This is a genomic window from Mesorhizobium sp. WSM4837 (genome assembly GCF_055811435.1).
Genome location: NZ_JBVVQE010000004.1, coordinates 159,299 through 172,458, shown reverse-complemented (window position 1 = coordinate 172,458; position 13,160 = coordinate 159,299). Strand labels below are relative to the sequence as shown.

Sequence of the window (13,160 nt, the reverse complement as noted above, 5' to 3'; positions counted from 1 at the left end):
GCCTATCTGTCAGGCGGCCAGCAGCAGCGTGCGGGCCGGGCCCCGGGGGGGGGCCGCGGTACCCCCGGCCAGAGGGGTGGCGCGCCGGGCCCCGGCGGCGCCCCCGGCGTCTGGCACCCCGCCACCCGCGGCGCCCACGAGGGCGGCGCCCCGTCGATCGGCCTCAACATCGTGTTGCCGCACGAGCAGGCGCCGAATGCCTATGTGACGCCGGAGCTCTGTTTCAACTTCCACTATTTCGCGATCCGCAAGATGCATTTCGTCATGCGCGCCAAGGCTGTCGCGGTGTTTCCCGGCGGCTTCGGCACGATGGACGAATTCTTCGAGACGCTGACCCTGATCCAGACCGGCCGCATGGAGCGCGTGCCGGTGATCCTGTTCGGCAAGGCTTTCTGGAAACGGGCGATCGATCTCGATTTCCTCGCCGAGCAAGGCACGATCACCCCTGGCGACCAGGACATCATCGATTTCGTCGACACCGCCGACGAAGCCTGGGGGATCATCAGCCGCTTCTATCAGCTCTAGGCCGCGGGCTTCGATCCGGCTTTACGAAGCTTACGGCTCAAGCGGTGATGTCGACGATCGCGGTGAGGAATTCGGCAAGATCGTCGGTGACGAAATCCACATCGTCCTCGTGGCCCGGGTCACGTTCCCAGATTTCGGAGAAGGTCGGCTCGAAGTTGCGCGGCACAACCAGCACCGTGGTCATGCCCAGCGATTTCGGCACGGACAGGTTGCGGGCCAGATCCTCGAACATCACCGCATTGTGGCCGGTGACCGCGTGGAGTTCCGCGAACTTCTCGTAGGTCTGGCGGGCCGGCTTAGGGTTCAGCCCGGCAGCGACGATATCGAAGATGTCGTCGAAATGATCGAGGATGCCGAGTTGGCGCGCGGTGCGTTCGGCATGCCTGCGGTCGCCATTGGTGAAGATGAACTTGCGGCCGGGAAGCTGGCGGATGGCGGTGCCGAGAACGGGATCGGGAACCAGCCAGGAATAGTCGATGTCATGGACCTTCTCGAGAAAGTCGTCGGGATCGATGCCGTGGCGAGCCATCAGACCGTTCAGCGTCGTGCCATATTCCCGGTAGAGTTCCTTCTGCAGCTTGCGGGCATCGTCGCGTGGCAGCGTCAGCAGTTCTCCGACATAGGCGGTCATCTTTACGTCGATCTGCGAGAACAGGTTCGAATGGTGCGGATAGAGGGTGTTGTCGAGGTCGAACACCCAGTCGGTGACATGGGCAAAGCGGGCGGGGTCCGGGAGCGTGGTCATGCAACCCCTTATGGCACGAAACAATGCTTTTGGCAGAGGCTTTATCCACAACTTATGCGCGTCATGGGTGGCGAAAATGGCCCGATGATTCAAATTTTAGGCATCGCCGAAAGGGGCCATTCAGGGCTTGCTGGCACACAGACGGTCCAGGGGGAACCAGCGATGAGCCGCATATTTCTGAAGTCTGCCGCCGTCGCTTTCGCCTCCCTCGCAGTCTCGCTGTTGTTGACGCTGATCGTCGTTCCGGCAATGGGCTTTCCGATCAACCGCACGATCTGGCTGACGTCCACGGTCTGCCCGCTGGTGCTCGCCTGGATCGCCAGCGCCTACACGTTCTGGCAGGGCGAGAGGTTGAAAGGCGCTCATCGCGACCTCGCCCGCGCTCATGCCCAGCTCGCCGCTGCGCATCGGCGCCTGTCGGAGAAGGCAAGCCGCGACGACATGACCGGCATGCTCAACCGCGAGAGCTTCTTCGCCGCCCTCGAGGCCACCCGGCGTAAATCCGATCGCGGTGCGTTGCTGATCATCGACGCCGATCACTTCAAGCTCATCAACGACAGCTACGGCCATCTGACCGGCGACGATGCACTGCTCCTGATTGCAAGCGCGATCGAGCGCGGCGTGCGCAGCGGCGACGTGATCGGCCGCATCGGCGGCGAGGAATTCGGTGCGTTTCTGGTCGGCGCCACCGAACAGGAAGCCAAACGCGTCGCTGAACGCATTCGCCGTGAAGTCGAGCTGATCCGCTTCCGTCCCGTCGATGAGCGGGTCATACCCCTCACCGTCAGCATCGGCGGTGTCACCTGCGGCGAGGATGCCGGCGTATCGGATCTGATGCGTGTCGCCGACCGCCGCCTTTACCAGGCCAAGGATCGCGGCCGCAATCTGACCATCCTGGACAGGGACGTTTCCGAAGCGGCCTGAACGCCCTTGCCTCGGCTTCCGGCCTGCCGATGGTTCCTAATCCCAGCGCGCCACCAACAACGCCCGCGCCGATCGGCTGCGAGCGTCCGAGCCGGGCCAGCGTCTAAAGTTTCGCCGGGTCGAGCACCGGCTTGCCCTTGTGGCGTCCGATGATCGCTGCCATGTCGGCGACGTTGTGGAAGGCATCGCGCAAAACGTCGAAGGACGGCAGCACGAAATAGGCGCGCTGGAACTTGTCGATCTCATAGCTGGTGCGCATTACCGTTTTCAGATCGAAGGGAACATGATGCGCGTCCTTGCTTTCAACCGCGAATTGAAGTTCGGCAAAGGACGACATCAGCCCGGCGCCGAAAGCCTTCAACGGTTGGCCGGCCTCCTGGATCAGCCCGTACTCGACGGTGTACCAGTAGAGGCGGCTGATCATCTCGTCGCCGCCGAGCGCGATCAGATGCTCGGCCTTCTCGCCATACATCTGCATGAAATCGGCAAAGACCGGCTGGGTCAGCACCGGCACATGGCCGAAGAAGTCGTGGAACATATCCGGCTCGACGATGTAGTCGAGCTCTTGTTTCGTCCGCAGCCAGTTGGTCACCGGGAAGCGCCGGGCTGCCAGGTGGACGAAGAAGGCCGGTGCCGGAATGAGGCCCGGCACGGCGACGATTTCCCAACCGGTAAGCTTGCGCAGCTTCTCGCTGACCACACCGAAATCCGGAATCCTGTCGAGCAGGCCCAGCGTGGCGACGCCGTCGAGATAGGACTGGTGTGCCAGCTTTTTGGTCAGCTTCGTCTGGCGGTCGCACAGTGTACGCCACACCGCCTGCTCATCAGCAGTGTAGTTGTAGCTCTGCTCAACGGTGAAATCGGCACGGCAGACCGAATAGTCGCCGCGAAGGCCTTGCGCCGCGCATTCGCGGGCGTAATCGGCAACGTTCATCGTCATGGCTGTTCTCCCTGGAAATCACGACTAACATCTTGAAAGTTTAGCCGGATCCGGTGAGGCAAATCCGCTTTGATGATGGCTCGAACGAGCGATTTGAGGTAAAAGCCACCACAGCAAAGCTGCAGGAGAGTGAAAGTGCCTCAGTTTGACGATTTTGAGATCAAGATGCTCGATGTCTTGCAGCGCGATGGGCGCAAGCCTGTGTCCGAACTGGCCCAGGTGATCGGCCTTTCGACGACGCCATGCGCGCGCCGCTTCGAGGCTCTTCAGAGCGCCGGCATCATCAAGCGCTTTGCCGCTGTGCTCAGCCGCCGCGCCATCGGCCTGATGGTCGAAGTGTTCATTCAGGTGCGCCTGGTGACCCACAGCGACGGGTCGCCTGAAACCTTTATCGCCGCCGTGCAGCGTATGGACGAGGTGTCGTCGTGCTGGACGATGACTGGCGACTACGATTTCCTGCTGCATGTGATGGTGCCGTCGGTCGACGAGCTCAACGCCTTTGTCATGCACCGGCTGATGCGGCTCGACGGCGTGCGCGACGTCCACACGCAGCTTGTGCTGCAGAACATCAAGGGGCCGGGCCACGTGCCGCTTGGACACCTCAGGCGATAAGTTCGCCCTGACGCCTGTTCAACCCTGGGTTTCTCACCGACAAGTTGCAGCCTGGGCTTACCGCACGATCAGTGTGCCGGCGCCGTGTTCGGTAAACAGTTCGAGCAGCACCGAATGCGGCGTCTTGCCATTGAGGATGACGACGCCTTCGACGCCGCGCTCGATCGCATCGATGCAGGTCTCGACCTTGGGGATCATGCCGCCCGACACCGTGCCGTCCTTGATCAAGGCCTTTGCCTCGGCGACGGTCAGTTCGTCGATGAGCTTCTTGTTCCTGTCGAGCACGCCGGGCACGTCGGTGAGGAACAGAAGGCGTGTCGCCTGGCAGGCGCCGGCGATAGCGCCGGCGAAGGTGTCGGCATTGATGTTGTAGGTGTGGCCGTCACGGCCCGGCGCCACCGGCGCCAGCACCGGGATCATTTCGGACCGCGCCAGAAGGTCGAGCAGGGTGCGGTCGACCTCGACCGGCTCACCGACGAAGCCGAGATCGAGCACACGCTCGATGTTGGAGTCCGGGTCGATCATGGTCTTGCGCGCCTTTTCGGCGAAAACCATGTTGCCGTCCTTGCCGCACAGGCCGATGGCCCATTCGCCCTCGGCATTGATCAGCGCGACGATCTCCTTGTTGATCGAGCCGGCCAGCACCATCTCGACGATCTCGACCGTCTTCTGGTCGGTGACGCGCAATCCGCCCTCGAACTTCGATTCGATGCCCATCTTGCTCAGCATGGCGCCGATCTGCGGCCCGCCGCCATGCACGACGATCGGGTTGACGCCGGATTGTTTGAGCAGCGCGATGTCGCGGGCAAAGGCCTTGCCGAGCGCGATGTCGCCCATGGCGTGGCCGCCATACTTCACCACGACCGTCTTGTTCTCGTAGCGCTGCATATAGGGCAGCGCCCTCGAAAGCAGCGCGGCCTGCATTTCGGCGGTGGCGGCGAGGTCCGTCATTCGGCTTGGTTCCCAGCTTGGCATGAACGGCGGCGTCTTAGCGGGAATTGGAGCAGGGGGCAAACGGCTTTGCTGTCACGTCAGGTGAAATCGGCCTGCTTTCATCCCGGGCACCTGCAGTGGCGCCCGCCGCGTCAGCCATCCCGAAATCTTTTCCATTTGCGCGGCGAGGGACAACAAGGTCTCCTCGTCGCCGGGGCGGCCGGCGGCCTGGATGCCGAGCGGCAGGCCGGCATCGGTGACATGAACAGGCAGCGCGATCGACGGCTGGCCGCTGACGTTCTGGATTGCCGGCCAGTGGGTGAACCACAGGCTCTTGTCCATCAACTGGCCGAACAGCGGCTTGAATTTCAGCAGGCGGGCAAGCCGCAGCCTGTCGAGCATTTCTTCCAGGAACGCATCTGCGCCTTTTGGATCCATCGCGCCGCAGGCGAGCGGCGGATGCGCGATGACAGGCATCAGCACGGCATCGTACCGCGCGGTCTCGATGATCAGCCGGCGCGACGTGGCATGCAGCCGCTGCAGGCTGGCATAGATCTCGCCGGCCGAAAGAACTTCGCCGAAGGCGCTCATCACCCGCGTGGTGCGTTCGATATCACCCGAAATGGAGCGGCCGACGCGCAAGACCTCGCCGCGCATCGTGCCGGCCACCGCCGCGGCGACGGTTCTGGCGAAATCAGCGATGAAATCGCGATCGATATAGGGCAGGTCGATCTCCTCTATCGTATGGCCGCCTTCGCGCGCCAAAGCTATCGCAGTGTCCAGCGCCGCCAGCGTCTCGGTCGATATCGGCAGGCCGAGCGGCGATTTTCGGTAGACCGCCAGTTTCAGCTTGCCGGGGTCACGCACTGCTGCGGCGGCGAAAGTTCCTTTCGGCGTCGGCGCCGCATACGGCGACAGCGGATCGGGCCCATGCGTCAGGTCGAGCAGCAGGGCCGAATCACGGACCGAGCGGGAAACGGCGTGGTCGATGACCAGGCCGTACCAGCTTTCGCTGACCAGCGGCGTCAGCGGCACGCGGCCGCGCGAGGTTTTCAGCCCGACCAGCCCGGTGCAGGCGGCGGGAACGCGGATCGAGCCGCCGCCGTCCGAAGCATGTGCCACCGGTACGACGCCGGCCGCGACCAGCGCCGCCGCACCTCCAGACGAGCCGCCGCTGGTATGGGCTGTATTCCACGGATTGCGGGTGATGCCGAAAGCGGCGGATTCGGTCATCAGCCTCAGCCCATGTTCGGGCGAGGTGCTGGTGGCGATCGGGACGAGGCCGGCGGCCAGATGGCGTTCGGTCATCAGCGAGTCGAAATCGGCAACGAAAGCCGGAATGCGGCTGCCGCCGTGCGTCGGCACGCCTTTCAGGGCGATGCCGAGATCCTTCAGCGCGAAGGGCACACCGGCCAGCGGCAGCTTGCGGTCGATGGTTTTCGCCCGCGTCCGCGCCGCCTCGTAGAGCGGCTCGGCGATGGCGTTGATGTCCGGGCGAGTGGCCTCGGCCCGCGCAATCGCCGCGTCGACGAGCTCCTGCGGCGAGATTTCTCCTTTGCGCACCAAGCCGGCCAGGCCGGTAGCGTCATGTTCCCACAGGGCCCGTTCGACCGACATTCTTGCTCCCCCAACTATCGGCAAGCTAGAGCATCGGATGCAAAAGTGGAAACCCGGTTTTGGGAAAATCCGATGCTCAAAGAGGTCGGCTCTTTCTCGTCAATGGAAGCCGACGGCGCTCCCGGTGCACAGGAACGCTTCCGCCGTTGCAATACATTGCAGTGGAATGATCTGGGGCAATTGCCTAATTTGGGCAATTGCTTAATTTGGCAGCCGATGACGCCGCAGGACATCAGCAACCTGATCGTCCGGACTTCGATGAAGGACCGGGCTGCGTTCGATCTGCTCTACCGGCAGACCAGCGCGAAACTTTTCGGCGTCTGCCTTCGTGTATTGAAGGACCGGGGAGAGGCAGAAGAGGCGCTGCAGGAGGTCTTCGTCAAGATATGGACGAAGGCCGACCGTTTCGCCGTGTCGGAGCTAAGCCCGATTTCCTGGCTGGTGGCCATTGCGCGCAATCACGCGATCGATCGGATAAGGGCGCGGCGAGAGCCTGCTGCCTATATCGACGCTGCGCTCGACGTTGCCGATCCGGCGCCGGGACCCGAGGCTGCGGCTGTTGCGGGCGGTGAATCCGGGCGCATCTATCGTTGTCTCGATGAATTGGAAAAGGACCGGGCGGCGGCCGTCCGGGGCGCTTATCTGGACGGCGAAAGCTATGCCGAACTGGCGGCGCGCCATGACGTGCCGCTGAACACGATGCGGACCTGGCTGCGGCGCAGCCTGTTGAAGCTCAGAGAGTGTCTTGAAAGATGACGCTGGCAGAGGATGACGGACCGGAATCTGGGGGCGACGACCTGTTCGCCTCAGAATACGTTCTTGGCGTCCTGGCCGCGGACGAACGCGAGATTGCGTCACGCCGCATCGACGCGGACGCCGCTTTCGCGCACCTTGTCGATGCCTGGGAGGCGCGTCTTTCGCCGATGGCCGACGCCTATCCGGAGACAGAGCCGCCGATCAGGGTCAAGGAGGCATTGGATCGCCGGCTGTTCGTCGCAGAGCCTCGCGCCGGCCTCCGGTCAAGCCTTGCCTTCTGGCGCGGTCTTGCAGCCGCTTCCGTCGCGGCGTTGGCGATCTATATCGCCGAGCCTTACCTCAACCCGCCGGCCGAGCCGCCGCGGCTCATCGCCTCGCTGGCTGCCGATGGCAGCGACGTCAGATACCTCGCCGTCTATGATGCCGCCCGTCGCGAGGTCGGCCTGTCGCATGTCTCCGGCGAGCGCGCCGCCGGCAAGGATTTCGAGCTTTGGATGATCGAGGGCAAGAATGCGCCGGTCTCTATGGGCGTCATCCCGGCCGGCCAGACCGCGCGTATGACCATCTCCCCGGCCGTGCAGGAAAAACTTGCGCAAGGCGCCGTGCTTGCGGTCAGCCTTGAACCGACCGGCGGTTCGCCGACCGGCCAGCCGACCGGCCCTGTGGTCGCTGCGGGCGATCTGAAGAGCATCTGATCGCCCCTGTCTGCAAATCAGCCCTGTCTGCCGGTTTTCGAGAAGATTTTAAGTCTATCGCCTGTGGTGACTTCATCGTGGAAGCATGCATGCTGTACGAGTCCTGCCATGAAAATCATGCTCGCCGTTATAAAAAATAAAATTTTCTCCTGAACGGGCGAAACTCGGGGAATTTATCCCCCGTATCTCCTTGCGCCCCAAAGAGGGTAAGAAATAAACTGAGGAGATAGAAATAATGCGTAAGTTCGCCACCATTTTGCTTGCCGGAACGGTCGCCGTCTCCGCGCTTGCCACCGCCGCCTATGCCGAAAATCCGATGGTCGGCGGCGCCGCCATGTATGCCACCAGGAACATCGTCGAGAACGCCGTCAATTCGAAGGATCACACGACGCTGGTCGCGGCCGTCAAGACCGGCGGTCTCGTCGACACGCTGCAGAGTGCCGGTCCCTTCACCGTGTTCGCGCCGACCAACGAGGCCTTTGCCGCCCTTCCGGCCGGCACCGTCGATACATTGCTCAAGCCCGAAAACAAGGACAAGCTGGTCAAGATCCTGACCTGCCACGTCATCGGTGCCAAGGCGATGTCAGCCGACGTCGCCAAGATGGCCATGGACGATGGTGGCGCGCACAAGGTCAAGACGGTTGGCGGCTGCGAGCTGACGCTCAAGGCCGAAAACGGCAAGGTCACCGCGACCGACGAGAACGGCAATGTCGCCAATGTGACCGTCGCCGATGTCGAGCAGTCGAACGGCGTCATCCACGTCATCGACAAGGTTCTCCTGCCGAAGATGTAACGAAGCGCCCGTCGCCAGCGAACATATGGCTGAGGCTCCATACCGAGTGCACGGGTTTCCGCTTGCGTGACCCGCGCAATCGACAGGCGTACACTCCGCACCGTCTGCTGTAAGCGTGGGGCAGGTGCGGAGTGCCCGGTGTCGGGAGCTGGCCGTCACCGGCTTTTGATTTCCATGTGACGGTCGAATTTGGCAAACGGAAAGAGGAGGAATGGTGATGATCCGGCGCGACTTTCTTTGGAGCGGTGCCGCTGTGGCATTGTTGGCAGGCACGGCAGCAGCGCTGCGCATCGGCAGGCCGCAGGACGCACACGCGGCCGAAACCTTCGAGGTCACCAAGACCGAGGCCGAGTGGCGCGCCATCCTGTCCGATGCGGCTTTCAATGTGCTGCGCAAGGAAGGCACCGAATATCCCGGCACCAGCCCGCTGCTCAACGAACACCGCAAGGGCATCTTCGCCTGCGCCGGCTGCGACCTGCCGCTCTATTCCTCCGATACGAAGTTCGATTCCGGCACCGGCTGGCCAAGCTTCTGGCAGGAGATTCCCAACGCCGTCGGCATGACCGCGGACAGGTCCCTCGGAATGACCCGAACCGAAGTCCACTGCCGCCGCTGCGGCGGTCATCTCGGCCATGTCTTCGACGACGGCCCGCCGCCGACCGGCTTGCGTCATTGCATCAACGGCGTCGCCTTGACCTTCAAGCCGGCCACGGCCTGACCTAAAGCGCTCGCGTTTGACCGGCCTCACGCGACGCGCTTTAGGTTGTTGTCTTATGCATGTCGTTATCGCAAAACCGCTGCGCACTTTTGCGCGACATGCATGAGAGCGCCGCGTCCTTTGGGGGCGCAAAGTTGCGCGGTCAGTGTCCGCGGCCTCCGCCCGCCGGCTCGGCCGGCTTGCGGATGACCATGGTGAAGATCGCCAGCGTCGCGAACAGCGCCGTCAACAGATAGAACACGTCCATGAAGGACAGCAGCGAAGCCTGCTGCTGGACCATGCCGGACAGTTTCGAGATCGCCGCCTTGGAGGCGTCGAGGCCGGCATTCTGCTGGAAGTCGAGCGTCATGTTCTGCAGCCTGGTCTGCGCCTCGGCGCTGCCCCATTGCACATGCTCGGCCAGCCTTGCGTAGTGGAAGGCGCTGCGGTCGATCAGCACGGTGTTGATGACGGCAAGGCCGACGGCGCCACCGAGATTGCGGGTGAGGTTGAACAGACCGGATGCATTCTTAAGCCGGTCAGGCGGCAGCGTTCCAAGTGCGATGTTGTTGATGGGCACCATGCACAGCATCATCGAGGCGCCGCGCAGGATCTGCGGCAGCAAAAGCTCCCAGAAATCCCAGTCTGCGGTCAGATAGGTCATCCGCCAGGTGCCGGCAGCGAAGCCGAAGAAGCCGATCATCATCATCAGCCGCGGATCCATCTTGCGCGACAGGATGCCGGAAATCGGCGCTGTGACGAACATCGCCAGGCCGCTGACGAACAGCGCCTCGCCGATCATCAGGGAGTCGTAGCCGCGGATGCGCCCCAGATACACCGGATAGAGATAGGTCAGGCCGTAGAGGCCGATGCCGATGACGAAGGAGAACAGCGAGCCGAAAGCGAAGTTGATGTTGGCGAAGGCCTTCAGGTCGACGATCGGCTCCTCGGCAGTGAAGGCGCGCCAGAAGAACAGCACCGCGCCGGCCGTCATCAGGATGGCGCAGATGAACACGGCCCGGTCCTGAAGCCAGTCGTTGTTGGGACCTTCCTCGAGCACAAATTCCAGCGAGCCGAGGAAAGCCGCCATGCCGGCGAGGCCCCACCAGTCGAACTTGCGGAACAGGCTGAGATTGGGCTTGTCGAAGTCGATCAGCGACCATGCGGCTGCGGTCACCATAATGCCGGGCACCACATTGATCAGGAACAGCCAGTGCCAGGACATGGCATGGCTGATATAGCCGCCGACAGTCGGGCCGATGGTCGGCGCCAGCGTCGCCACCAGGCCGATCATCGGCGACACCATGGCACGGCGCGACGGCGGGAAGATGGTGAAGGCGGCAGCGAACACGCTTGGGATCATGCCGCCGCCGATAAAACCCTGGACGGCGCGGTAGACGATCATCTGGTCGATGTTGGTGGCGGTCGCCGCCAGCGCGCTCGCGGCGGTGAAGCCGGCCGCGGAGACGGTGAACAGCACACGCGTCGACAGCATCCGGCTGAGAAAACCGGACAGCGGGATCATGATGACTTCGGCGATGAGATAGGCGGTCTGCACCCACGGAATTTCGTCGGAGCTGGCGCTCAAGCCGGCCTGAATCTCGGCCAGCGAGGCCGAAACGATCTGGATGTCGAGGATCGCCATGAACATGCCGAACACCATCGCCAGGAAGGCGATGATGCGGCGTGTGGGAATGGTATCAGGCGTAGCCGGCCTCGCCGGCGGCGATCCTGCTATCGAGGTTGCGGTTGCCACGGCATTGCTCCCAAGCGGCCGCTCAGTTCGACGCCGAAGGTGCGGTACGGCTGTCGACGGCGACGACGACGCTGAGGCCGGCGCGCAGCTTGCCTGTCTTCAGCACATCCGCTGGCACGTCGATGCGAACCGGGACGCGCTGCACGACCTTGGTGAAGTTGCCGGTGGCGTTTTCCGGCGGCAGCAGCGAGAACACCGCGCCGGATGCCGGCGCCAGCGACGAGACGGTGCCTTCGAAATCCTGGCCGTCGATCGCGTCGACCGAAATCCTGACCTTTTCACCAGGCACCAGCCGGGCAAGCTGGGTCTCCTTGAAATTGGCGACGATATAGAGCTTGTCCATCGGCACGATGACGGCGAGCTTCTGTCCGGGGCTGATCAGGTCGCCCTGCTCGACCGAGCGGTTGCCGACGACACCGTCATAGGGCGCGCGCAGCACGGTGAAGGACAGGTCGCGTGCGGCCTTGTCGCTGGCAAGCTGCAGCGACGCCAGCGTGCTTGCCGTCTCCGCGCGCTGCGCCTGGAGCACACCGATATTGGCCTCAGCCGCCGCGATCTGGGCGTCGGCACCGACAAGGGCGGCATTGGCCTGCTCGACCGCGGTCTGGGCATCGTCCAGTTGGGCCTGGGTGCCGACATGTGTCTTGAGCAATTGGGCGGCGCGCGCTTGGACACGCGCCGCATTGGCGGCGGCGGCCTGGTCGGCGGTCTTCTGCGCCTGCGCCTGCTCGAGCGAGGCGCGCGCCGCCTCGGTCTGGGCGTCGATACGATCGAGCGTCTTGCTCAAGGTGGCGATCTGCGCCTCGGCCTGGGCGACCGCTATTTTGTAGTCGCCATTGTCGACGACCAGCAGCGGGTCGCCGGCCTTGACCTGCTGGTTCTCGGTCACCTTGACCTGATCGACATAGCCGGAAATTTTCGGCGAAACGAACGCCATGTCGGCCTGGACATAGGCGTCGTCGGTGGAGATCATGAAACGCCCGTCGGTCCAGTAATCATAGCCATACCAGGCGCCTGCGCCCAGCAAGCCAAGCGCAATGATCGGCAACAGAAAGGAGCGTGCCGAGCGTTTCTTTTTGGCCGGCGCCTCGGCCGGAGGGCTTGTTGCGGGCTCAGTCGGTGGGTTCGGCGCTTCGATTGCCGGCGCAACCTTGGCGTTGGGGAAGGGACGGACTTCGGCGGTTGGGGTCGCGTTCGAGGACATGGCATCTCTCTTGGCATCGCTAGAAACCGGGCATCAGACTGAACCGTTCGGTTCGATGTTGACGTTGACTTAGCGCGGTGAGAGGCCCATATCAAGGATGATCGAACCGATCGGTTCGAATTTTTCGAGGTGTGACGTTATGACCGAGCCCGACAAGGACCAGTGCGATCCGCTGGATGGCCTGCGTCGCGGCCGCCCGGCGGCGGGACAGGACCCGGTCAAGCGCAGCCAGATCATCGAGGGCGCACGTCGTGTCTTCATCGACAAGGGCTTCGAAGCGGCGTCGATGAACGACATCACCCGTGAGGCCGGCGTTTCCAAGGGCACGATCTATGTCTACTTCGCCAACAAGGAAGAGCTGTTCGAGGCGCTGATCGAGGAAGAGCGCGGCACGATCTTCAAGAATATGTACGATCTGCTCGACCGCGCCGACGACCTTCGCGAGACGCTGGTGAAGTTCGGCAAGGTGCTGTCCCTCAAGATCACCTCGGCCAAGGTCGTCCAGGCGCAGCGCACCGTGATCGGCGCGTCCGACAGGATGCCCGAACTTGGTGCGCGTTTTTACGAACGCGGCCCGAAACGCGGCCACGACAAGGTCGTTGCTTTTCTCAATGCCGCCATCGAGCGCGGCCTGCTCGAGATCGACGATGTCGATCTTGCCGCCTATCAGTTCACCGAACTGTGCCTGGCGGGTCTTTTCCGTCAGTGCATGTTCGCCTACCGCACCAAAGCCCCGAGCCAGGCTGAAATCGACCACATCGTCAGGTCGGGCGTCGGCATGTTCCTGAAGGCTTACGGCACCGAAAGGCTTGCCACGGAAGAAAGCACCCAAACGATTGCCCTAGAGGTAAAGTCCTAGGGCGCGTCGCGTTTGACCGGGCTCACGCGACGCGCTTTAGGATGTTCTTTTTGCATGTCGTCATCGCAAAACCGCTGCACACCCACGGGTCAAGCCTGAGGGCA

Annotated in this window: 14 protein-coding genes; 8 read left to right on the top strand and 6 right to left on the bottom strand. The window is 63.1% G+C overall.

The window, feature by feature from the left end; translation table 11 throughout:
- Positions 1-525, top strand: a 525-nt coding sequence (locus AC0L3D_RS04120; protein WP_473643204.1) for an LOG family protein, incomplete at its 5' end; no start/stop codon positions are given.
- A gap of 37 nt (positions 526-562) precedes the next feature.
- On the opposite strand, the gene AC0L3D_RS04115 is transcribed toward AC0L3D_RS04120, so the two are convergent.
- A complete protein-coding gene (locus AC0L3D_RS04115) occupies positions 563-1,270 on the bottom strand; it encodes a pyrimidine 5'-nucleotidase (protein ID WP_023801574.1) in 708 nt (235 codons plus the stop codon).
- Positions 1,271-1,432: 162 nt separating this feature from the next.
- Between AC0L3D_RS04115 and AC0L3D_RS04110 the strand changes: the two genes are divergently transcribed.
- Entirely contained in the window at positions 1,433-2,194 is a 762-nt protein-coding gene (locus tag AC0L3D_RS04110) for a GGDEF domain-containing protein (protein ID WP_023801575.1), read from the top strand.
- A 103-nt stretch (positions 2,195-2,297) separates the two neighbouring features.
- Here AC0L3D_RS04110 and phhA read toward each other — a convergent pair whose 3' ends face one another.
- A complete protein-coding gene (gene phhA / locus AC0L3D_RS04105) occupies positions 2,298-3,134 on the bottom strand; it encodes a phenylalanine 4-monooxygenase (protein WP_473534826.1) in 837 nt (278 codons plus the stop codon).
- A gap of 135 nt (positions 3,135-3,269) precedes the next feature.
- Here phhA and AC0L3D_RS04100 point away from each other — a divergent pair, with 135 nt between their 5' ends.
- Positions 3,270-3,746 (top strand): Lrp/AsnC family transcriptional regulator, encoded by a 477-nt coding sequence (locus AC0L3D_RS04100; RefSeq protein ID WP_287065917.1) that lies wholly within the window; start codon positions 3,270-3,272, stop codon positions 3,744-3,746.
- Positions 3,747-3,803: 57 nt separating this feature from the next.
- On the opposite strand, the gene argB is transcribed toward AC0L3D_RS04100, so the two are convergent.
- Both argB and AC0L3D_RS04090 read right to left on the bottom strand, forming a co-directional pair.
- The gene (argB, locus tag AC0L3D_RS04095) at positions 3,804-4,697 is read right to left on the bottom strand and encodes an acetylglutamate kinase (RefSeq protein ID WP_128184988.1); all 894 of its coding nucleotides are present in this window, start codon (positions 4,695-4,697) and stop codon (positions 3,804-3,806) included.
- Between the two features lie 75 nt (positions 4,698-4,772).
- The gene (locus tag AC0L3D_RS04090) at positions 4,773-6,296 is read right to left on the bottom strand and encodes an amidase (RefSeq protein ID WP_473643202.1); all 1,524 of its coding nucleotides are present in this window, start codon (positions 6,294-6,296) and stop codon (positions 4,773-4,775) included.
- A 216-nt stretch (positions 6,297-6,512) separates the two neighbouring features.
- On the opposite strand from AC0L3D_RS04090, the gene AC0L3D_RS04085 reads away from it, so the two are divergent.
- From AC0L3D_RS04085 to msrB, 4 genes are all read left to right on the top strand, one after another.
- The gene (locus tag AC0L3D_RS04085; RefSeq protein ID WP_128170241.1) at positions 6,513-7,052 is read left to right on the top strand and encodes a sigma-70 family RNA polymerase sigma factor; all 540 of its coding nucleotides are present in this window, start codon (positions 6,513-6,515) and stop codon (positions 7,050-7,052) included.
- Complete coding sequence (locus tag AC0L3D_RS04080; protein ID WP_128170232.1) at positions 7,049-7,747, top strand: anti-sigma factor; 699 nt, start codon at positions 7,049-7,051, stop codon at positions 7,745-7,747. The genes AC0L3D_RS04085 and AC0L3D_RS04080 overlap by 4 nt, the downstream gene beginning before the upstream one ends.
- Positions 7,748-7,982: 235 nt before the next feature.
- On the top strand, positions 7,983-8,540 hold the full coding sequence (locus AC0L3D_RS04075; protein ID WP_473643200.1) for a fasciclin domain-containing protein: 558 nt from the start codon (positions 7,983-7,985) through the stop codon (positions 8,538-8,540).
- 217 nt (positions 8,541-8,757) lie between these two features.
- Positions 8,758-9,258, top strand: coding sequence for a peptide-methionine (R)-S-oxide reductase MsrB (msrB, locus tag AC0L3D_RS04070; RefSeq protein ID WP_128170234.1), 501 nt, complete (start codon positions 8,758-8,760; stop codon positions 9,256-9,258).
- A 142-nt stretch (positions 9,259-9,400) separates the two neighbouring features.
- On the opposite strand, the gene AC0L3D_RS04065 is transcribed toward msrB, so the two are convergent.
- Both AC0L3D_RS04065 and AC0L3D_RS04060 read right to left on the bottom strand, forming a co-directional pair.
- Positions 9,401-10,993 (bottom strand): DHA2 family efflux MFS transporter permease subunit, encoded by a 1,593-nt coding sequence (locus AC0L3D_RS04065; RefSeq protein ID WP_473643198.1) that lies wholly within the window; start codon positions 10,991-10,993, stop codon positions 9,401-9,403.
- Positions 10,994-11,015: 22 nt separating this feature from the next.
- The gene (locus AC0L3D_RS04060) at positions 11,016-12,197 is read right to left on the bottom strand and encodes an HlyD family secretion protein (protein WP_473643196.1); all 1,182 of its coding nucleotides are present in this window, start codon (positions 12,195-12,197) and stop codon (positions 11,016-11,018) included.
- Positions 12,198-12,336: 139 nt separating this feature from the next.
- Between AC0L3D_RS04060 and AC0L3D_RS04055 the strand changes: the two genes are divergently transcribed.
- A complete protein-coding gene (locus tag AC0L3D_RS04055) occupies positions 12,337-13,056 on the top strand; it encodes a TetR/AcrR family transcriptional regulator (RefSeq protein ID WP_473643194.1) in 720 nt (239 codons plus the stop codon).
- The last annotated feature ends 104 nt before the right edge of the window (positions 13,057-13,160 follow it).

Coding starts and splice junctions, on each gene's coding strand:
- AC0L3D_RS04075 (WP_473643200.1), top strand. CDS start 7,983: ATGCGTAAGTTCGCCACCATTTTGCTTGCCGGAACGGTCGCCGTCTCC.
- phhA (WP_473534826.1), bottom strand. CDS start 3,134: ATGACGATGAACGTTGCCGATTACGCCCGCGAATGCGCGGCGCAAGGC.
- AC0L3D_RS04060 (WP_473643196.1), bottom strand. CDS start 12,197: ATGTCCTCGAACGCGACCCCAACCGCCGAAGTCCGTCCCTTCCCCAAC.
- argB (WP_128184988.1), bottom strand. CDS start 4,697: ATGACGGACCTCGCCGCCACCGCCGAAATGCAGGCCGCGCTGCTTTCG.
- msrB (WP_128170234.1), top strand. CDS start 8,758: ATGATCCGGCGCGACTTTCTTTGGAGCGGTGCCGCTGTGGCATTGTTG.
- AC0L3D_RS04055 (WP_473643194.1), top strand. CDS start 12,337: ATGACCGAGCCCGACAAGGACCAGTGCGATCCGCTGGATGGCCTGCGT.
- AC0L3D_RS04110 (WP_023801575.1), top strand. CDS start 1,433: ATGAGCCGCATATTTCTGAAGTCTGCCGCCGTCGCTTTCGCCTCCCTC.
- AC0L3D_RS04090 (WP_473643202.1), bottom strand. CDS start 6,296: ATGTCGGTCGAACGGGCCCTGTGGGAACATGACGCTACCGGCCTGGCC.
- AC0L3D_RS04080 (WP_128170232.1), top strand. CDS start 7,049: ATGACGCTGGCAGAGGATGACGGACCGGAATCTGGGGGCGACGACCTG.
- AC0L3D_RS04085 (WP_128170241.1), top strand. CDS start 6,513: ATGACGCCGCAGGACATCAGCAACCTGATCGTCCGGACTTCGATGAAG.
- AC0L3D_RS04115 (WP_023801574.1), bottom strand. CDS start 1,270: ATGACCACGCTCCCGGACCCCGCCCGCTTTGCCCATGTCACCGACTGG.